This window comes from Streptococcus cristatus (assembly GCF_003943505.1).
Classification (GTDB): Bacteria; Bacillota; Bacilli; order Lactobacillales; family Streptococcaceae; genus Streptococcus; species Streptococcus cristatus_E.
Genome location: NZ_RJPS01000009.1, coordinates 1 through 20013 on the forward strand (window position 1 = coordinate 1; position 20013 = coordinate 20013).

General features: G+C 42.3%; 22 protein-coding genes, 9 tRNA genes and 1 pseudogene. 31 read left to right on the plus strand and 1 reads right to left on the minus strand.

What is annotated here, in order from left to right:
* Position 1: 1 nt before the first annotated feature.
* From D8792_RS08080 to D8792_RS08185, 20 genes are all read left to right on the plus strand, one after another.
* Positions 2-62 (plus strand) — tRNA-Gly (locus D8792_RS08080).
* Between the two features lie 8 nt (positions 63-70).
* Positions 71-156, plus strand: a tRNA-Leu gene (locus D8792_RS08085).
* 18 nt (positions 157-174) lie between these two features.
* A tRNA-Arg gene (locus tag D8792_RS08090) sits at positions 175-248 on the plus strand.
* Positions 249-305: 57 nt separating this feature from the next.
* Positions 306-379, plus strand: a tRNA-Arg gene (locus D8792_RS08095).
* A 42-nt stretch (positions 380-421) separates the two neighbouring features.
* Positions 422-495: transfer RNA gene (locus tag D8792_RS08100), tRNA-Pro, on the plus strand.
* 5 nt (positions 496-500) lie between these two features.
* Positions 501-574: transfer RNA gene (locus D8792_RS08105), tRNA-Met, on the plus strand.
* Between the two features lie 13 nt (positions 575-587).
* A tRNA-Ile gene (locus D8792_RS08110) sits at positions 588-661 on the plus strand.
* A gap of 13 nt (positions 662-674) precedes the next feature.
* Positions 675-764: transfer RNA gene (locus tag D8792_RS08115), tRNA-Ser, on the plus strand.
* 13 nt (positions 765-777) lie between these two features.
* Positions 778-851 (plus strand) — tRNA-Met (locus D8792_RS08120).
* A 268-nt stretch (positions 852-1119) separates the two neighbouring features.
* On the plus strand, positions 1120-1935 hold the full coding sequence (gene mreC, locus D8792_RS08130) for a rod shape-determining protein MreC (RefSeq protein WP_125373629.1): 816 nt from the start codon (positions 1120-1122) through the stop codon (positions 1933-1935).
* A 1-nt stretch (position 1936) separates the two neighbouring features.
* A complete protein-coding gene (gene mreD, locus D8792_RS08135; RefSeq protein ID WP_125373630.1) occupies positions 1937-2437 on the plus strand; it encodes a rod shape-determining protein MreD in 501 nt (166 codons plus the stop codon).
* A gap of 98 nt (positions 2438-2535) precedes the next feature.
* A complete protein-coding gene (gene pcsB / locus D8792_RS08140; protein WP_125373631.1) occupies positions 2536-3735 on the plus strand; it encodes a peptidoglycan hydrolase PcsB in 1200 nt (399 codons plus the stop codon).
* A gap of 290 nt (positions 3736-4025) precedes the next feature.
* On the plus strand, positions 4026-4994 hold the full coding sequence (locus D8792_RS08150; RefSeq protein ID WP_005591360.1) for a ribose-phosphate diphosphokinase: 969 nt from the start codon (positions 4026-4028) through the stop codon (positions 4992-4994).
* Between the two features lie 124 nt (positions 4995-5118).
* Positions 5119-5748, plus strand: coding sequence for an amylase-binding adhesin AbpA (gene abpA, locus D8792_RS08155; protein WP_125373632.1), 630 nt, complete (start codon positions 5119-5121; stop codon positions 5746-5748).
* Positions 5749-5839: 91 nt separating this feature from the next.
* Positions 5840-6670: a class B sortase, LPKTxAVK-specific gene (gene srtB, locus D8792_RS08160; RefSeq protein WP_125373633.1), complete on the plus strand. Its 831-nt coding sequence runs from the start codon at positions 5840-5842 to the stop codon at positions 6668-6670.
* Between the two features lie 147 nt (positions 6671-6817).
* Complete coding sequence (locus D8792_RS11590; RefSeq protein WP_221763072.1) at positions 6818-7636, plus strand: hypothetical protein; 819 nt, start codon at positions 6818-6820, stop codon at positions 7634-7636.
* Positions 7637-7773: 137 nt separating this feature from the next.
* Positions 7774-8946 (plus strand): pyridoxal phosphate-dependent aminotransferase, encoded by a 1173-nt coding sequence (locus D8792_RS08170; protein ID WP_045498375.1) that lies wholly within the window; start codon positions 7774-7776, stop codon positions 8944-8946.
* A complete protein-coding gene (recO, locus tag D8792_RS08175) occupies positions 8939-9736 on the plus strand; it encodes a DNA repair protein RecO (protein ID WP_125373634.1) in 798 nt (265 codons plus the stop codon). The genes D8792_RS08170 and recO overlap by 8 nt, the downstream gene beginning before the upstream one ends.
* Positions 9717-10721: a phosphate acyltransferase PlsX gene (gene plsX, locus D8792_RS08180; protein WP_125373635.1), complete on the plus strand. Its 1005-nt coding sequence runs from the start codon at positions 9717-9719 to the stop codon at positions 10719-10721. Before recO ends, plsX begins: the two co-directional genes overlap by 20 nt.
* A complete protein-coding gene (locus tag D8792_RS08185) occupies positions 10718-10960 on the plus strand; it encodes an acyl carrier protein (protein ID WP_125373636.1) in 243 nt (80 codons plus the stop codon). The genes plsX and D8792_RS08185 overlap by 4 nt, the downstream gene beginning before the upstream one ends.
* 65 nt (positions 10961-11025) lie before the next feature.
* Here the strand turns inward: D8792_RS08185 and D8792_RS08190 are convergent, their stop codons facing one another.
* On the minus strand, positions 11026-12972 hold the full coding sequence (locus D8792_RS08190; RefSeq protein WP_125373637.1) for a GBS Bsp-like repeat-containing protein: 1947 nt from the start codon (positions 12970-12972) through the stop codon (positions 11026-11028).
* A 376-nt stretch (positions 12973-13348) separates the two neighbouring features.
* Between D8792_RS08190 and purD the strand changes: the two genes are divergently transcribed.
* The 11 genes and pseudogenes from purD to D8792_RS08245 all read left to right on the plus strand — a co-directional run bounded on the left by purD (position 13349) and on the right by D8792_RS08245 (position 20010).
* Complete coding sequence (gene purD, locus D8792_RS08195; RefSeq protein ID WP_125373638.1) at positions 13349-14611, plus strand: phosphoribosylamine--glycine ligase; 1263 nt, start codon at positions 13349-13351, stop codon at positions 14609-14611.
* Between the two features lie 93 nt (positions 14612-14704).
* Positions 14705-14821, plus strand: a complete 117-nt coding sequence (locus D8792_RS11815; protein ID WP_081104308.1) for a phosphoribosylaminoimidazole carboxylase — start codon at positions 14705-14707, stop codon at positions 14819-14821.
* Between the two features lie 27 nt (positions 14822-14848).
* Entirely contained in the window at positions 14849-15340 is a 492-nt protein-coding gene (purE, locus tag D8792_RS08205) for a 5-(carboxyamino)imidazole ribonucleotide mutase (protein ID WP_125373639.1), read from the plus strand.
* The gene (gene purK / locus D8792_RS08210; RefSeq protein ID WP_125373640.1) at positions 15327-16406 is read left to right on the plus strand and encodes a 5-(carboxyamino)imidazole ribonucleotide synthase; all 1080 of its coding nucleotides are present in this window, start codon (positions 15327-15329) and stop codon (positions 16404-16406) included. Before purE ends, purK begins: the two co-directional genes overlap by 14 nt.
* 147 nt (positions 16407-16553) lie before the next feature.
* Entirely contained in the window at positions 16554-17189 is a 636-nt protein-coding gene (locus tag D8792_RS08215) for a YdcF family protein (protein ID WP_125373641.1), read from the plus strand.
* Between the two features lie 14 nt (positions 17190-17203).
* Positions 17204-17431, plus strand: coding sequence for a phosphoribosylaminoimidazole carboxylase (locus D8792_RS08220; protein WP_125373642.1), 228 nt, complete (start codon positions 17204-17206; stop codon positions 17429-17431).
* 3 nt (positions 17432-17434) lie between these two features.
* Positions 17435-18127: an aspartate/glutamate racemase family protein gene (locus D8792_RS08225; protein ID WP_125373643.1), complete on the plus strand. Its 693-nt coding sequence runs from the start codon at positions 17435-17437 to the stop codon at positions 18125-18127.
* A 2-nt stretch (positions 18128-18129) separates the two neighbouring features.
* A pseudogene (locus tag D8792_RS11740) lies at positions 18130-18224 on the plus strand (phosphoribosylaminoimidazole carboxylase); the annotation flags it as partial.
* A gap of 1 nt (position 18225) precedes the next feature.
* A complete protein-coding gene (locus D8792_RS08235) occupies positions 18226-18492 on the plus strand; it encodes a hypothetical protein (RefSeq protein ID WP_125373644.1) in 267 nt (88 codons plus the stop codon).
* A gap of 19 nt (positions 18493-18511) precedes the next feature.
* Positions 18512-18739, plus strand: a complete 228-nt coding sequence (locus D8792_RS08240) for a phosphoribosylaminoimidazole carboxylase (protein WP_125373645.1) — start codon at positions 18512-18514, stop codon at positions 18737-18739.
* A 14-nt stretch (positions 18740-18753) separates the two neighbouring features.
* Positions 18754-20010, plus strand: coding sequence for a DUF3800 domain-containing protein (locus D8792_RS08245; protein ID WP_125373646.1), 1257 nt, complete (start codon positions 18754-18756; stop codon positions 20008-20010).
* Positions 20011-20013: the final 3 nt, after the last annotated feature.

Below are 20013 nucleotides of genomic sequence, written 5' to 3' on the forward strand. Positions count from 1 at the left end.
TAGTTCAGTGGTAGAACACCACCTTGCCAAGGTGGGGGTCGCGGGTTCGAATCCCGTCGTTCGCTTTGAGGCCGGGGTGGCGGAACTGGCAGACGCACAGGACTTAAAATCCTGCGATTGGTAACGATCGTACCGGTTCGATTCCGGTCCTCGGCATAGCGGATATGCGACAGGGCACCCTTAGCTCAACTGGATAGAGTACCTGACTACGAATCAGGCGGTTAGAGGTTCGACTCCTCTAGGGTGCATAAGAAAGTTTTGACTTTTTTATGTGTTTTTGTTATAATTGATTATCGTGATATAGAGCACCCTTAGCTCAACTGGATAGAGTACCTGACTACGAATCAGGCGGTTAGAGGTTCGACTCCTCTAGGGTGCATGAAGGGAAACGAGGTCATATGACTCCGTTTTTACTTATGATCGGGAAGTAGCTCAGCTTGGTAGAGTACTTGGTTTGGGACCAAGGTGTCGCAGGTTCGAATCCTGTCTTCCCGATATCTGGCGGTGTAGCTCAGCTGGCTAGAGCGTCCGGTTCATACCCGGGAGGTCGGGGGTTCGATCCCCTTCGCCGCTATAACGATCTTGTTGGACCTTTAGCTCAGCTGGTTAGAGCTCTCGGCTCATAACCGAGTGGTCGTAGGTTCAAGTCCTACAAGGTCCATAATGAATATCTTGGAGGATTACCCAAGTCCGGCTGAAGGGAACGGTCTTGAAAACCGTCAGGCGTGTAAAAGCGTGCGTGGGTTCGAATCCCACATCCTCCTTAGATTAGAATATCGCGGGATGGAGCAGCTAGGTAGCTCGTCGGGCTCATAACCCGAAGGTCGTAGGTTCAAATCCTGCTCCCGCAATTTGGCTCGGTAGCTCAGTTGGTAGAGCAATGGATTGAAGCTCCATGTGTCGGCGGTTCGATTCCGTCTCTGGCGCGGGGGTTCGAATCCCCCATTCTCCGTAAATAAGGGAGTTTAGCATTTGCTATCTCCTTTTCTTGTTTTATAATGTTTTTATTTTGTAGAATTGTTTCTTATTGTTTATTTGAACTCGATTAGTTGAATTGTTATAGTCTGTTCTGGATTCATATAAGCATTTTTTAGGGATTTACTGATTTTGGAGATTGGAATGAATAAATTAAAGATGTCTAAATTTTTGATTTCTATTTTGCTATTGGGAATTGTTATGATAAGCTTGATGCTTTCCCCTCTTTCACCATGGATTGTTTCTGTGACTGGTGATTTTTTGTCCAGTGTTGATCGGGTAGTTGCTATTCCTTTTAACTATTTTGCTAAGGAAAAGAAAAAGGTTGTTCAGTTAGTAGAGACCTATCAAGAAAATGAGACTCTAAAAGGAACAATTTACAATCTTGAAGAGAAGGCAAATAATTCTGATGCCTTGAAATTAGAAAATGAGCAGCTGCGTTCTCTCTTAGGGTTACGTAATAATGATCAAAGTGCTGTCAAGATTGCTGCAGAAGTGATTTCTCGCTCTCCATCTACTTGGAAGAATGAATTAACTCTTGATAAGGGACAGTCTAGCGATGTGACAACCTCTATGCTGGCTATTTCTAATGGTGGTTTAATTGGAGCTGTTAGCAGTGTCTCTGAATCTTCAAGTATTGTTAGTCTGCTTACAAATGAAAAGAATGATAGTTCTATTGCCATTAAAATTCAGACAAAGACTGGCTTTGCCTATGGCATTATTGTTGGTTTTGACACTGAAAAGTCAGCTTTTATCGTCAGCCAGCTAAATACGGTGGATGGAATTGAAGAAGGGGCAACTGTGACGACAAGTGGTCTAGGCTCTTATAATGCTGAGAATGTCTTGGTTGGTCAAGTTTTATCAATATCAGCTGGTAAGGACCAATTAAACAAAGAAGTTTTGGTGAAGCCCGCTGCGGATTTATCTGATATTCAAGCGGTTTTGTTGGTGAGAAATTAGTATGAAAATTCTAAGAGGAACTTTTTTTACAACTTTGTTTTTATTTCTGATCTTCTTTATTGATGGTCAGTTATCAAGAGGATTTGTAGATCTATTTGCTGAGAAGTGGCATCCAGCAAGTCATATCTTATTGTTCTTTACGGTTTTCTTGTTTCTAAACTTTTCTAAGGAATATATTTTTTTCCTCTTTTTTACTTTAGGGCTTTTTTACGATGTTTATTATTTACATGTGATTGGCCTTTTTACCTTTATCTTGCCCTTACTGACAGTCGTCATCTATCATTTTCTTTCTATATTTTTGCTAAATCGTTGGACACGTGTTTTGGCCATCATTACGATTGTTTTCTTTTTTGAAATGATCATCTTTGTTTCTGCGTCGTTATTGCACTTAGCGAGCTTTACATTCCCTGATTTTATTATCTATGCTTTGGTGCCAACTTTAGTATTTAATGCCTTTCTTTTTCTATTGTTACAGCCTTTGTTTGAAAAAGTCTATTTATGATGATTTAGAAATAGAAATGTAACGAATGCGTAATATATAGCCAGAATTTTTTTGATATACTATATAATGTCTTAGTAAGAAGGAGTGTTAATATTTTTATGAAGAAAAAGCTACTTACATCAGTTTTATTGAGTGCGGTGATCCTTTCTCAAGGTGCTGCGCTAGTAAATGTGAAAGCTGATAGTACAGATGATAAAATTGCAGCTCAAAATAGTAAAATTGACAGTTTAACAAATCAACAAAAAGCGGCACAAGCACAAGTTGATGAAATTCAAAAACAAGTTTCAGCTATTCAAAATCAACAAGAAGTGCTTCAAGCAGAAAATGAAAAATTGAATGCTGAATCTGCGAAACTCACTGCTGAAATTGAAGAGTTATCAAAGAATATTGTTGCTCGTAATGAGTCTCTTGCAAATCAAGCGCGTAGTGCTCAAACAAATGGTACGGCAACAAGCTATATCAACACAATCATCAACTCTGCTTCAATCACTGAAGCTATCTCTCGTGTAGCAGCGATGAGCGAAATCGTTTCGGCTAACAACAAAATGCTGGAACAACAAAAAGAAGATAAAGAAAAGATTTCTGAAAAACAAGTTGCTAACAATGAAGCTATCAATACAGTCATTGCAAACCAACAAAAACTTGCAGACGATGCTCAAACGTTGACAACTAAGCAGGCTGAACTTAAGGTTGCTCAACTGAACCTTGCAGCTGAAAAAGCAACTGCTGAAAATGAGAAAAACAGTCTCTTAGAGCAAAAAGCGGCAGCTGAAAAAGCAGCAGCTGAGGCAGCAGCGGCAGAAGCAGCATATAAGAACCAGCAACAAGCACAACAACAAGCAATCCTTGCTTCAGGAAATACAAGCTTCGCAGCACAAGTTCAAGCTGTAAATAATACAGGTGGAACTCCTGTAGCAGAAGCAGCAGTTGCTACATCAGCAGTTGCTGCAACTCCAACATATAGCCTTTCAGCATCAACTTATCCTGTAGGTCAATGTACTTGGGGTGCTAAGACTTTGGCACCATGGGCAGGCGACTTCTGGGGTAACGGTGGCCAATGGGCAGCTAGTGCAGCAGCAGCAGGCTTCCGTACTGGTTCACAACCACAAGTTGGAGCAATCGCATGTTGGAACGACGGTGGCTACGGACACGTTGCAGTCGTAACAGCGGTTCAATCTGCTAACAACATTCAAGTATCAGAAGCAAACTATGCTGGTAACCAATCAATCGGTAATCACCGTGGATGGTTTGACCCAACAAATGCACAAGGATACGTAACATACATCTATCCAAACTAATGAAATATGAAGGAGGCTGGGACAAAAGTCCTAGCCTCTTAATTGTCTTTGGATTGTCGAGCAAGACGCAGTGGTTGAGTGGGCTCTACTAGGCTTATTTCATCAGCTTTTACAGCCCTACTCAACTGTGCGGAGGTGGGACGACGAAATCGAATTCTAACGAATTACCGATTTCTGTCCCACTCTCCCTTTTATTTTTTATTGAAAAATTGCTGGAAAAGCGTTACAATGGTAGATAGGACAAATGCAATTGGTTACAATAAAAGACGATTTAGAATCTGGAGGGAATCATGTCTTTTTCTGAATTAAAGCTCTTTGCTCTTTCTTCTAATCAAGAATTAGCGAAACGTGTTGCAAAAGAGATTGGTATACCGCTTGGTAAATCAACGGTTCGTCAATTTTCTGACGGGGAAATTCAAGTAAACATCGAAGAATCGATCCGCGGTAAGCACGTTTTTATCTTGCAGTCGACTAGCTCACCTGTCAATGACAATCTGATGGAGATTTTGATCATGGTGGATGCCTTGAAGCGGGCTAGTGCGGAGTCTATCAATGTGGTGATGCCTTATTATGGCTATGCTAGACAGGACCGAAAAGCTCGTGCTCGTGAGCCAATTACATCTAAATTAGTGGCTAATCTGATGGAGATTGCTGGGGTTGACCGCCTATTGACCATTGATTTGCATGCTGCTCAGATCCAAGGTTTCTTTGACATTCCTGTGGATCATTTGATGGGAGCGCCTTTGATTGCTGATTATTTTGAGCGTCGGGGCATGGTTGGTAGCGACTATGTGGTTGTCAGTCCAGACCATGGTGGTGTCAGCCGCGCTCGTAAGTTGGCTGAATTTCTCAAGACTTCGATTGCGATTATCGACAAACGTCGCAGCGTTGACAAGATGAATACCAGTGAAGTTATGAATATCATTGGTAAGGTAGAAGGTAAGACTTGTATTCTGATAGATGATATGATTGATACGGCGGGGACCATTTGTCATGCGGCAGATGCTTTGGCAGAGTCAGGTGCTGTGGAAGTCTATGCGAGCTGTACTCACCCAGTCTTATCAGGGCCAGCTATGGAAAATATCCAGAAATCTGCTATTAAAAAACTAGTGGTTTTAGATACTATCTACCTTTCAGAGGACAGATTAATCGATAAGATTGAGCAGATTTCTATCGCTCATCTCTTGGCAGAAGCCATTGTTCGGATCCATGAAAAACGTCCACTTTCCCCCCTTTTTGAAGTAGCAAAAAAGGCTTAAAAGTGCCTTGATCAAGATTTTTTTTAGCAAAAGACTTGACAATTTAAAGAATATTTCATATACTATACATAGTAACGATAGTTACCAAATAAAAATGTTTTTTATATAAAAAAGGAGAAAACAAATGAAAAAAGTTGTACTTTCTAGCGTAGTAGCTCTTTCATTGTTCGCAGTAGCAGCACCAGTATTTGCACAAGGTGAAAATTCTGAGTCATCAAACCAATTGATCCAAAAGAAATATAGCTCATGGCGCGATTCAGCTGATGAAGCAAACACTCAAGTAGCTGCTCACGAAGCTGAAATCAATGCTGAAGCTGAAAAAGATGCAGCAGTTGTAGCTGCTAAGGCTGCTCTTGAACAATACGGTTCAGGTCATGAGTATGGCAAATATGCAGAAAAAGTTGAAGAAGCTCGTACAGAAGCTCGTAACACTGTTCGTAACAAATATGTTGCTCAACTTCAAGATAAATACACTGCAGCAGCTAAATCTCAAGGTAACTACTACAATGAAACTGGCGTAGAAGCTAACCGTACAAATGAACAACGTATCGCTGATGATAAAGCAGCTCAAGGTCAAGCCGGTCAAGCTGGTGAAAATGGAAAAGCTGGTCAAAACGGTCAAAAACCTGCATCTGCAGCAGAAGCAGCAGCTTCAGAAGCTAAAGCTGGTAACGGTGCTAAAGCTGGTAACGGTGCTAAAGCTGGACAAAAAGCAGCTGGTAAAGCTCTTCCAAAAACATCTGCAGTTAAATAATTTGTTTTAAACAATTGTACTAACGCAATTTATATCACTGGACCTCTGGTTCAGTGATATTTTTTAGAAGGATTTTATAGGATTTTTATCTATGAGAAGAAGAAGACAAAAACGACAGCAGAAAAATTGGAAGATTTTTGGTGGTTTAGGAGCTTTATTTGTTGCTATTTTAGCAGGGATTTTTCTCCTCCAACAGGTAAACTCTTCAAATTCTGCTGCTAAATCATCCACTAGTCAGGTAGGTAAGGTAACTTATACACCAAGTAAGGAAGAAAAGGAATATCTGACTAATCGTTTTAATGGCTTAAAAGCGATCAATCCTGAGACGGTGGCCTATGTCTATGCTCCTGGTACAGAATTAGACGAGCCAGTTGTACAGACCGGTGATAACTCAACTTACTTGGATAAGACCTTTGAAGGTGGAAATGAGCCTTATCTGGGTACTGTTTTCATGGACACTGAAAACAAAAAAGACTTTAGTGACCGTTTGACTTGGCTCTTTGGGCATGCTCGTGGAAGTCAAGTTGGTGATCACCGCATGTTTAATGATGTGAACTATTATGATAAACAGGAATACTTAGATAAGCATAAGTATGTTGTCATTGAAACACCAGAGCGTAAGCTTTACTATCAGGTAATGGGCTTGGTGATCGTTCCAGAAGAGACTGCTTTTTATCGGATTAAGTTTGATGATGATAAGGATTTTGAAACTCAGCTCAAGAATATCTATGAAGCTGCTCGTACCAAAGATTCAAAAATTAAGATTAAGGCTAGTGATAAGTACGTTGTGCTGTCAACTTGTCGTGAAGAGGATGAGACGATTCGTTCTAACCTCTATCTACGTCAAATCCCAGACTCTGAACTGCAAGATTTCCTAGCCAAGCATGGAAATGAGCTTACTTATAAAGCGACTCGTGAATAAAAATCAGGATTTTTCCTGATTTTTTTGTTACCTAAGGGCTCATATGAGATTGAATTGGAGTAAATGCTTGACAAACGCTATATGTATATATATACTAGAGTAGTATGGATTTTCCATAAAATTAATTCTAAATAAAGGAGATAAAACATGAAAAAAGTTTTATTGCTTAGTGTATTAGGTCTTTCTGCAGTTGCTAGTGTAGCTTATGCAGCAACTGGTGCGCCTGCTATTCCTGGAGTTACAGCACCTGCTACATCAGCTGTGACAAAAGTGAATGAAAACGGGAACCACAATAACCGCTTTGGTTACGGAGTTTCACCAAAGAATAAGATGTATGGATATAGCTTCTCAGGTGCAGCGACTTACCCAGTAGCTCCAGCAGCAGGAACAGCAGACGGTAAGCCTTTGAATGATGGAACTCGTAAGTTTGGTCATAACAGTCGTTTTGGAGCAGCATTTGAAGCTCGTTATACTACTAGTTCAGCTACACCAGCGGCTCCATCAACACCAGCGGCTCCATCAACACCTGCTACTCCATCAACACCAGCGGCTCCATCAACACCTGCTACTCCAGCTACACCAGCGGCTCCATCAACGCCTGCTACTCCAGCTGCACCAGCAGCTTCAGCGGCTCTACCTGCTATTACAGTTAAAAAGCCAGTTGGAGCTCCAGCAGCCGCAGACCTTCCATCACAAGCGAACGTTACAGGAACTACAAATGCACGTTTTGGTGCTGCAGCCCAAGAAGATCGTGACAATAATAATGTAGCTTATGATGCAGTTTACCAAGCAGGAACATATCCAGTAGCTCCAGCAGCAGGAACAAAAGATGGTAAGCCTTTGAATGACGCAGGACGTGAGTTTGGTCATAATACTCGTTTTGGTGCTGCAGGACAAGCTACTGATATTAAAGCATCTACAACATTTGAAAACACAAACTATTCAGGTGTAGTAAACGGTAACTAATTTAGTTTTAGTAACATTTATATTAAAAAATCAGGATTTTTCCTGATTTTTTGTTTTTCTTTCTATAAATCAGATGGATTTTTGCGCAGGTGCTGCATTTATAGTATAATAGTTCTATTAGATTATCGGAGGCGGCTATGGATTTGACTAAGAAGTTTAACAAGAATTTAGATAAAATTGAAGTGTCTCTGATTCGTCAGTTTGACCAGTCTATTTCTACGATTCCAGGTGTTTTGCGGCTGACCTTGGGGGAGCCAGACTTTCTGACACCGGATCATATCAAGGAGGCGGCCAAGGTAGCCATTGATGCCAACCAGAGCCACTATACAGGAATGAGTGGGCTTTTGGAGCTGCGGCAGGCTGCGGCTGATTTTGTCAAGGAGAAGTACCATCTGAACTATCGTCCAGAAGATGAAGTCTTAGTCACTATTGGGGCAACTGAAGCCCTGTCTGCGACTCTGACGGCTATTCTGGAAGAGGGCGACAAGGTCTTGCTACCAGCGCCGGCTTATCCAGGCTATGAGCCGATTGTGAATTTGGTCGGGGCGGAGATTGTCGAGATTGATACGACAGAAAACGACTTCGTTTTGACTCCTGAAATGCTGGAGCAGGCTATCTTGGCGCAAGGTGACAAGCTCAAGGCAGTTATTCTCAACTATCCGGCCAATCCGACTGGCGTGACCTATTCGCGGGCGCAGATGGAGGCTTTGGCAGCTGTATTGAGCAAGTATGAAGTTTTTGTCGTTTGTGATGAGGTATACTCTGAGTTGACTTATACGGAGCAGGGGCACGTTTCTCTGGCAGAATATTTGCCCGAGCAGACCATCGTCATCAATGGCTTATCCAAGTCTCATGCTATGACGGGCTGGCGACTAGGTTTTATCTTTGCTCCAGCTGCTTTTACGGCTCAATTGATCAAGAGCCATCAGTATCTGGTGACGGCAGCCAATACCATGGCTCAATATGCAGCTATTGAGGCTTTGACAGCTGGTAAGGATGATGCCCAACCGATGAAGGCGGAATACGTCCAGCGGCGGGATTATATTATCGAACAGATGACGGAGCTGGGTTATCAGATTATCAAGCCAGACGGTGCTTTCTATATTTTTGCCAAGATTCCAGCAGGCTACAATCAAGATTCTTTTGCCTTTTTGCAGGATTTTGCTGAGAAGAAGGCTGTGGCCTTTATCCCAGGAGCGGCTTTCGGCCAGTATGGAGAAGGCTATATCCGTCTGTCTTATGCAGCTAGTATGGAAACAATCAAGGAAGCTCTGAAACGGCTCAAGGAGTACATGGAAGAGCATGCTTAGACCGTTAACGAGCAAGAGTTTGATTCTCTATAATCGGAATTTCCGGGAAGATGATAAGCTGGTCAAGATCTTTACGGAACAGGCTGGCAAGCGAATGTTTTTCGTGAAACATGCTGGAAAATCTAAGCTGGCACCAGTCATCCAGCCTCTGACGGCGGCAGAACTCTTGATGAAAATCAATGACGATGGACTCAGTTATATCGAAGATTACCAAGCTGTGGAAAGTTACGGGCAAATCAAGGGCGATCTCTTTGTCATGGCTTATGCCAGCTATGTGGCGGCTCTAGCAGATGCTAGTATTCAGGACAATCAGCCAGATCCGGCCCTCTTTGCTTTTTTGCAAAAGACACTGGATTTGATGAATCAAGGGTTGGATTATGAGGTTTTGACAAATATCTTTGAAATTCAGATTTTATCTCGTTTTGGGGTTTCTCTGAATTTCCATGACTGTGTTTTTTGCCATCGGACAGGTCTGCCTTTTGATTTTTCCTTTCAATATGGCGGGGTGCTCTGCCCAGAGCATTATCACAAGGATGCTCATCGCAGTCATCTTAATCCCAATATTCCTTTTTTGCTCAATCAGTTTCAGGCGGTTCAGTTTAGTGAGCTGGAGACGATTTCGCTTAAGCCAGAAATCAAGCGACAGATCAGGGATTTTGTAGATCAACTTTATGATGAATACGTGGGTATTCATCTCAAATCAAAGAAATTTATCGACTCTCTGGGCGACTGGGGCAGTATTTTACAAGACAAACATGAGGAAGAACAGCATGAAAAAAATAGCTATTGATGCCATGGGCGGAGACAATGCCCCTCAGGCTTTAGTCGAAGGTACCAATAAGGCTCTGAGAGACTTCTCGGATATTGAGATTATTCTCTATGGGGATGAAGCCAAGATTAAACCTCTGTTGACAGCGACAGAGCGCGTCAGCATCGTCCATACGGATGAAAAGATTGATTCGGGTGATGAGCCGACCAAGGCTATTCGCAAGAAGAAGCAGGCTAGCATGGTTTTGGCAGCTAAGGCAGTCAAGGATGGAGAAGCAGATGCAGTCCTGTCTGCTGGTAATACGGGAGCGCTTTTAGCGGCGGGCTTCTTTATCGTCGGACGGATCAAAAATATTGACCGACCGGGTCTTTTATCCACTTTACCGACTGTGGATGGTCGCGGTTTTGATATGCTGGATCTGGGGGCAAATGCTGAAAATACCCCTCACCATCTGCACCAATATGCTATCTTAGGTTCTTTTTATGCGGAAAATGTTCGTGGCATTAAGCAGCCACGTGTCGGTTTGCTCAATAATGGCACTGAAGCCAGCAAGGGAGACCCTCTGCGTAAGGAAACCTATGCATTGCTGGCGGCGGATGACAAGCTGAACTTTATCGGCAATGTGGAAGCGCGTGACCTTATGGATGGAGTGGCAGATGTTGTCGTAGCAGATGGCTTTACGGGCAATGCAGTGCTCAAGTCTATCGAAGGAACGGCCATTAGCATCCTAGGCCAGCTTAAAAAGGCTGTGCTAGGTGGTGGTCTTAAGGCTAAACTAGGGGCTTTGTTGCTCAAAGATAGTTTACAAGAGATGCGCAAGAGTCTGGACTACTCCAGTGCTGGCGGGGCCGTTCTCTTTGGTCTCAAGGCGCCAGTAGTCAAGACACACGGCTCTAGCGATGCCAAGGCCGTATATAGTACTATTCGTCAGATTCGGACCATGCTGGAGACAGATGTTGTCGGAAAATCTGTGGTGGAATTTTCAAAAGAGGTGGAGACAGAATGAATCAAGAACAAATTTTTCAAAAAGTAACAGAAATTATCCAAGAACGTCAAGGAAAGGACTTTGTTGTCCAGCCAACTTTGGGCTTAAAAGATGATTTAGGCGCTGATTCTGTTGACTTAATGGAATTTATCCTGACCTTGGAGGATGAGTTTGCGATTGAAATTTCAGATGATGATGTTGATCGCTTTGAAAATGTCGCAGATATTGTCGCGTATTTGGAAAAGAAACTAGCGAAGTAAGAAAGTGACTTCGATTTGAACAGAGAAAAACCTTGGTTTACAAAACCAAGGTTTTTTTAGTGGATTTATTTTGGATAGATATAGCTAACAGCTCCTTGACCAGCGGCGTAAGGATTGAACCAGCCACGGAAATTGCCAATGTACTGTTTGCCTGCATAGTTGGATTCTTTGATTTGGATGCGGGTGTTGGATTCGACATGGGTGACAACACCGACATGCCCATAACCACCATCGGTCCAGCAGATGATGGCTCCGACTTGTGGTGTGCTTCCTGTTCGGAAACCAGCTGCGCGTGCGCTAGCTGCCCATTGGCCGCCGTTGCCCCAGTAAGGACCAGCCCAAGGAGCCAGTACTTTTGCTCCCCAAGTACACTGACCATGAGGATAAGAGGAGGCTCCCGCATAATCAGGGGTATAGAGGGTTGGTTCAGGCGTGGTTGGTTTCTGAACCTGATAGCTGGTGCCTGTAAGTCCAGTCATCTGTCCATTGAGATTACGGTAAACATGGGTATGGAAGAGTCCATTTCCAGCATGCTGCTGCGTATTGATGGTAAATTTATACAAGCCATTACCCGCTTTGTTAGCAGTGTACCATTTGATGTCATCTTGGCCATTGACTTCTGACCAAGTTGGTAGAGAAATAGTTCCTGGTCCAAAAGCATCGGAAACGGTCACTTCGTAATTGTAGGTAGAGATTTTATTGACAGAAACCTTAGCTTTGATATTTTCAGCAGAGAGGGTGACGCTGTCTGTCGCATAGTTATGCTCGCTACCATCTTTGTACTTAATGTAGATATGATTGGTGTAGCTTCCAGATAAGGCTTGGTGGTTACGGATATTGAATTGTGCAGTAAAAGTCCCATCTCCGTTATTACTTGCCTCATACCACTTGATATTACTTTGATTCTGGGTACTCCAAATAGGGACGCGGACGGATTGAATTGCCTTAGATGCCGCAGTTTCGGTGACTTTTACAGTGTAGGTTCCCTCTTCCTGATTGATATTTTCAACAGAGAAAAGCGGTTTTTGGTCTTTTTGAGAAGGAATCTTGCCAGCATCTATTGTAGTAGTCGCTCCTGCCAAACATGTAAAGGCTGGATTGACATAGCTTTCGCCGTAAAGATGAATATGGTAAGTTCCCGTATCGTAATTGTGTTTCTTCAGCTCAACTCTGACGCTATAGCTACCATCAGGATTTTTCTTTGCTTGATACCATTGTAAATCATCTTGCCCCTTATTTTCAGACCAGGTTGGGACAGTGACCTTATACATGGATTCAGGAAGATTTTTGATAAGGATTTCCATAATGCCAGGTTCAGGGAAACTTGTCTGAATGGTCGGATTAGGCTTTTCTAGATGGAAAGTGGTGCCTGATTGGTAAATCATTTTGCCATTTTTATTTTCATAAGTATCTACGAAATATTTTCCATATCCCTTGTGCTTAGAAAAGTTAAATTCAGTACTCTCTTGCCCAGCTTCATACCAATTAAGATCATCGCCACCATTTTCATCAGACCAAACTGCATGGACAATTTTTGAGTTCCTTTGGTCTTTATTTCGCGTAAAATTGATGCGGCCAGTTTGTCCAGATGTTATGACGCTTGTCTTGCTAGCAGGTTTATTAACAGTGAAGGTCGTACCATTCAAGCCTATCATTTTCCCGTTAATATTAATGTAAGTATGCACATGGAAAGTGCCATAGCCAGCGTGCTGCCGGAGGTCAATGGCTGTGCTAGATGTCTGAGGTGTGGTGTACCATTTCAAATCATCCTGTCCGTTTTCGTCGGACCAGACTGCGTGGGAAATGGTATAGGGAACCTGAGCCTTGGAGCGGGCGTAATGAATCTGCGCCGTATCTCCAGTGACATTGACGGTTACATTGCTGGCACGATCAGTGGGGCCTAGGACTTTGTTTCCAGCTTCAGTCGATGCAACAGCTTGAGCTGTGGAATGACTGGCAAACAGGCCAAGGACTGCTCCGGATAATAAAAACAGCTTCTGATATTTTTTCATAAATCTCCTTTGAATAAGTAATTTGGATGATTCCATTTAGATTATTCGGGAAAAAATATAAAAAAAGAAAAATTTTAAAAGATGTTGCAACTTGAGCTTCTAATTTATTTTGGTTTCATCAAATCTTTGATATTTAAAATAAAAGTAATGAAATAGTCAAAATATCAAAAATAATATAGGTAGACTTTATTTGTCAGAGATGGATATCCCTAACAAAAATAGATTATTTCTCTTCTTTTCCTGCTTATCATGGAATAAAGCGAACGATTATGATATAATTTAGATAAATAATTCGTAAAAAATACGGTGATTTTTACGTGATGTGTTAGCTTGGTGTGCAAGCACCTGTGATGATAGATGTTGAGGTATCTTAGCTATGAAGCTTTTAGTTGTTGGTTCGGGCGGTCGTGAGCATGCGATTGCCAAGAAGTTGTTGGAGTCTCAGGGTGTGGAGCAGGTCTTTGTCGCACCTGGAAATGATGGCATGACCTTGGATGGGCTAGACTTGGTGAATATTGGAATTTCCGAACATTCTAAATTGATTGAGTTCGCAAAGGCCAACGATATTGCTTGGTCTTTTATTGGGCCAGACGACGCTCTTGCAGCTGGAATTGTAGATGATTTTAATCAAGCTGGGCTCAAGGCTTTCGGACCATCTCGTTTAGCTGCGGAGCTGGAGTGGTCCAAGGATTTTGCCAAGGAAATCATGGTCAAATACGGCGTGCCGACAGCAGCCTATGGCACATTTTCCGACTTTGAGGAGGCTAAGGCCTATATCGAGGAGAAAGGCGCTCCTATCGTCGTCAAGGCGGACGGCTTGGCGCTTGGGAAAGGCGTCGTCGTAGCGGAGACAGTCGAGCAAGCGGTCGAAGCAGCCCACGAGATGCTCTTGGATAATAAATTCGGCGACAGCGGTGCGCGCGTGGTTATCGAGGAATTCCTTGACGGCGAGGAGTTCTCTCTCTTTGCCTTTGTCAATGGAGCCAAATTCTATATCATGCCTACAGCTCAGGACCACAAGAGGGCCTATGATGGCGACAAGGGTCCTAATACTGGTGGGATGGGTGCCTATGCGCCAGTCCCTCACTTGTCACAGAGTGTGGTTGACACAGCGGTTGACACTATTGTCAAGCCAGTCCTTGAGGGCATGATCCAGGAAGGTCGCCCGTATCTTGGTGTTCTTTATGCAGGGCTTATCTTGACAGCAGACGGGCCTAAGGTCATTGAGTTCAACGCTCGCTTTGGAGATCCTGAAACTCAGGTTATCCTGTCCCGCCTGACTTCTGACTTTGCGCAGAACATCACGGACATCCTTGATGGTAAGGAGCCGAACATCACTTGGACCGACAAGGGAGTGACTCTGGGTGTGGTTGTCGCATCCAATGGCTACCCACTAGACTATGAAAAAGGTGTCAAGTTGCCAGCCAAAACCGATGGTGACATCATCACCTATTATGCAGGGGCTAAGTTTGCGGAAAATAGCAGAGCACTGCTGTCAAATGGCGGACGTGTTTATATGCTGGTCACCACAGCAGATACCGTCTCAGCTGCGCAGGAAAGAATCTACGACCAACTAGAAAAACAAGACACCACAGGCCTCTTTTACCGAACAGATATTGGAAGCAAGGCGATTAGATAAAGATGTAAGAAAAAGCGACGTAGTCGCCAAATACGATAATGGTCGTTTGATTTGCGAGCGTTAGCGAGCTAATATAGAACAATCACCGCTGTTGTGAAAGAACGATTGGATGATAAGCTAATCGTTCAGGGAAATCGGAAGACCCTGGGCTTCCGATTTAGGCATGAGACACCTTTGGTGGCTGCTGTCGTCCCTCACAACCTAAGGTGATTGTTGAAAGGAAAGAAAAGAAAAATCATGACTAAACCAATTATTTCCATCATCATGGGCTCCAAATCTGATTGGACCACCATGCAAAAAACAGCTGAAGTTTTAGACCGTTTCGGTGTTGTCTATGAAAAGAAAGTCGTCTCTGCCCACCGCACGCCGGATCTCATGTTTCAGCATGCCGAAGAAGCCCGTAGCCGTGGTATCAAAGTCATTATCGCAGGTGCTGGTGGTGCAGCCCATTTGCCAGGTATGGTAGCGGCCAAAACGACTCTGCCTGTTATCGGTGTACCGGTCAAATCACGCGCTCTCAGCGGTCTGGACTCCCTTTACTCTATCGTGCAGATGCCGGGCGGTGTGCCTGTGGCAACTATGGCTATTGGTGAAGCGGGAGCGACCAACGCTGCCCTGACTGCCCTTCGGATCTTGGCCATTGAAGACCAAGACCTAGCAGCAGCGCTAGCTGATTTTGCAGAGGAACAAGGAACAATCGCAGAGGAGTCTACGAATGAGCTCATCTAAAACAATCGGAATCATCGGTGGCGGTCAGCTGGGACAGATGATGGCCATTTCTGCTATTTACATGGGGCACAAGGTTATCGCTCTGGATCCTGCAGCAGATTGCCCTGCCTCTCGCGTGGCAGAGATTATCGTGGCTCCTTATAATGACGTGGATGCCCTTCGTCAGTTGGCGGAGCGTTGCGATGTCCTGACCTATGAGTTTGAGAATGTCGATGCAGACGGTTTGGATGCCGTTATCAAGGATGGTCAGCTCCCTCAAGGGACCGACCTGCTCCGTATTTCTCAAAATCGCATCTTTGAAAAGGACTTCCTCTCAAACAAGGCTCAAGTAACGGTGGCTCCTTACAAGGTTGTGACTTCTAGCCAAGACTTGGCAGATATCGACCTGTCGAAAAACTATGTCCTCAAGACTGCGACAGGTGGCTACGACGGGCATGGACAAAAGGTTATTTGCTCGGAAGAAGATTTGGAAGAAGCCTATGCGCTAGCCGATTCAGCAGCTTGTGTCTTGGAAGAGTTCGTCAACTTTGACCTTGAAATTTCCGTCATCGTGTCAGGAAATGGCAAGGACGTGACGGTTTTCCCAGTTCAGGAAAATATCCACCGCAACAATATCCTGTCTAAGACCATTGTGCCAGCTCGCATTTCAGAAAGTCTGGCAGACAAGGCAAAAGCCATGGCGGTGCGAATCGCAGACCAGCTTAACTTATCTGGAACCCTCTGTGTGGAAATGTTTGCGACCGCTGATGACATCATCGTCAATGAGATTGCCCCACGCCCACATAACTCTGGGCATTATTCTATCGAAGCCTGCGACTTCTCGCAGTTTGACACTCATATTCTGGGCGTTCTGGGAGCACCGTTGCCAGCTATCCACTTACATGCGCCAGCCGTCATGCTCAACGTGCTCGGCCAGCATGTCGAGGCCGCTGAAAAATATGTCACAGAAAATCCAAGCGCCCACCTCCACCTGTATGGTAAAATAGAAGCGAAGCACAACCGAAAAATGGGGCATGTGACTTTGTTTAGTGATATGCCGGATGAGGTAGAGGAGTTTGGTGAGTAAGACAGGCCCCAGTTATAAGAATCGTCGTCTTACCCCTGCAAAGTTGACTAGGCTTGTCGTAGCTGATAAAGTCGGCAAAAGAAAGTCAGTCAACCACTGCTAGAAGAGATTAATTTTTAAGAAAACTCTGTGGAGGAAATGTTATAGATGAGACCAATTATCCCGAAAAGTCCAGAAGTTCCGAAAGAGTTCTCTGATAAAGAAATTTCCTTTTTAACTAAGAGTGTTTTCGGGGAAATAATCGAACCTCAGCCGTGTGATGTTTTGTTTGTTTTCAGTGGTACTCACCCAGGCCATTGGGAAAAAGCTATTGAGGCTTACCGAAAAGGCTATGTAAGGCGAATCATTGTGACTGGTGGCCGAAGTTTGACAGGAATGTCTCATCCAGATTGGAATGGGCATACAGAGGCAGAGGTTATTATCCAGTTTCTGATGGCTGCGGGCATTCCTGAAGAAGCGATTAAATCTGAAAACTCCTCTAGCAATACTTTGGAAAACGTACTTTTTGCCAAAGAAATTTTTGATTTTAAAACTGTTGAGACCGTTATGTTCATTTGCAAAAGTCACGCGACTGGTAGGCAATGGCGGACCTTGGCTCAGCACTTACCGAAGCATCTTCGCTACATCCCATATACCTTCAATGCCTTTTACAAGGATGTTGAGATTGGTCGGGATAGCTGGATGAATACAGACATTGGCAAGTCCAGAGTTTGGGGAGAATATCTGCGGCTTCTCCATTATGGAGAAAAGGGAGATATTTTAAAGTTAGATGTTGAATTGTGATATAGGAGGTTTCTATGATTCAAATCATTGTCAATGCTTTTGTGGAAGAAGGCAAAGAAACTGCTGTTGTGGAAGTGCTCTTTGCCAGTGCCGACCATGAAAAAGTAAAAGCCAAATATCAGGAATTAAAGATTCAATATCCAGACAATTATCTGGCTATCTATGATTTGCTATTGGATACAGATCTAAGTAGCTTGCCGCACTATCCGTCGGTAGCGATAAGCAAGGAGGAGTTTGATTAGTCTATGAAAACTATCGGTCTGATTGGTGGTATGAGTTGGGAAAGCACCACATCTTACTACCAAATCATCAACGAAACCATCAAAAAAGAGCTGGGTGGCTTGCATTCAGCTAAGATTCTGCTTTACAGTGTTGATTTTGCAGAGGTTGAGCATTATCAAGCAGTCGGAGACTGGGAGAAAAGCGGTCAACTGTTGGCAGATATTGCTCATCGCTTGGAGCAAGCTGGTGCTGATTTCATCGTTATTTGTACCAACACCATGCACAAGGTTGCTCCGCAGATACAGGAGCAGATTACGATTCCGATCTTGCATATTGCGCAGGCAACTGCGCAGGCCTTGTTGGCTGATGGTATTCAAAAGGTCGGCCTCCTGGGAACAAAGTACACCATGACTCAAGATTTTTACAAGGAAAAATTAATAGAGTCTGGGTTAGAAGTGCTGATTCCAGACCAAGCTGGTATTACAGAAGTCAATCGAATTATTTATGACGAGCTCTGTCTAGGAGATATCAAAGAAAGCTCAAAGCAGACTTATCTTGCCGTTATAGATGATTTGAAAAAAGCAGGCGCTGAAGCTGTTATCTTGGGCTGTACCGAGATAGGCCTTCTCATCAAACAATTCGATACTGACCTGCCTCTCTATGACACAACAGTGATTCATGCAGAGAAAGCAGCGGAGTGGGCGGTAAATAAATGATTATAGAAGACAAGAACAACCGTAGGTAGGGCATGTAACTTTGTTTAGTGATGTGTCGGATAGTGTGGTTGAGTTTGGGGAGGAGATTGATTTTTAAAATGATAGAAGAATTTGATGATGTATTTGAAGATGATATTACTACTCTAATATTTACTTATGCGGATGATGTAGTCATTCCAGAAATTCCGGATGCAGAAGGCATTCATATTGTAGAGATAACAAACAATCGACTGGTTATAGAGCATACGCGCGATGATGACGAGGTCTATGAATATATAGAGAGCTGTGGATTAACAAGTCGCCCCATAAAACTTTCAATTGAATTTTGTGTTTACGAAGATTCTGAGGAAGAAGAAAATTTTTAGAATTTAATGGAGAAAATCTATGATTCAAATCATCGTTAATGCTTTTTTGGAAAAAGAGAAGACTGGAGCTGTCGTAGAAGTCTTGTATGCTAGTAACAATCACGAAAAAGTGAAGGCCAAGTATGAAGAGCTAGTTGCTCAATACCCCGAAAACTATTTAGCAATTTATGATTTGCCGATAGATACGGACTTGAATACACTAGATCACTATCCATCAGTGTGGATTGGGAAAGAGGAGTTTGAGTGAGGGGAAGGAAATTGATGAAAAAAGTATATCTTGATGAATCTGGTAATACAGGCGGTATTGCTGAAAAAAATGGAAAATTCAATATTGGGCAACAAGATTATTTTGTATATGGTGGTGTTATTACAGATGAATCAGAAGAACCTCTTCTATTAAGCCAATATTCCCAATTTAAGTTAGAACATGAATCTCTTCAGGATGAGAAAAATGAAATAAAAGGAAATGATCTCTTTAAAAACGAAGAGATGAATAACAGAGCATTGGAAGATTTTATTTCTAATTATTTAGATAGTAGGCATTTCTATGTAAATATATACGATAAGTATTTTTATATTGCTACAGAATTAGTTATTAGCATTTTAGGTTTTGAATTTCGTGATAAAAATCTAGCATATTTTTATGAAATGGTAAACTCTTTGTTGAAATATGATGGCTTTTTGCAGATTGAAAATCTATTTTTAAAAGCTACGAATATCAACAAATCGGATTTAAAGGAGCGTGAGAGAGCTTTACGAACAACATTGAGGCAATTTCGAAAATTGATTCGACAGGATTCCCAATTTAAATTTCTTGACTCAAGAATAAAGAAATTAATTAAAGATAATCAATCTATTTCTCAAATATCAAATTCGATTTTATATAAAGGGGCTTATACTCAAGATCGCAAAATTAGTAACTTAATAAATTTAACTGCCTTAGGAGAGCTATTAGTACAACTAATCAAACAGGGTAGAATTGATGAGAATAGTTCGATTATTTTAGATCCAATTTGTAGTATAGATAAAGTTATACTGAGTGAATTAGAAACCGCATCATTAGATGTACGTATTTCCGAGGGAAGCCATGTTGATGAATTAATTCAATATGCAGATAATGTAGTTTCAGTTATTTATAAGTCTTTTAGTAATATTATTAAAGACTTTAAAAATAAAGGTGATTCTTGGACAATTAACACGAATAATATTTGGAGTTTGCTAGTATTCTCATTTGTCTTATCAAAAATAGATTGTAATAATATAAAATTTACGTTATCAATTGATGATTGGGCATTTTGTTTAGCAATCGCTAAATTACAATTTGGAGTTTCAGCCTTAGAACAAAATTTGAATATAAATCAACTTGTATCAGTAATTACACAGTTATTAAATAGTAGTCTATCAGAAATAAATGAATCATTTTGGATAGAGTATCAAAATTCACGTAATCTGATTATTAATAATTATAATAATATGAATTACAATATTTTAGAAGATTTGAATCAATTACTTAATTAAAAT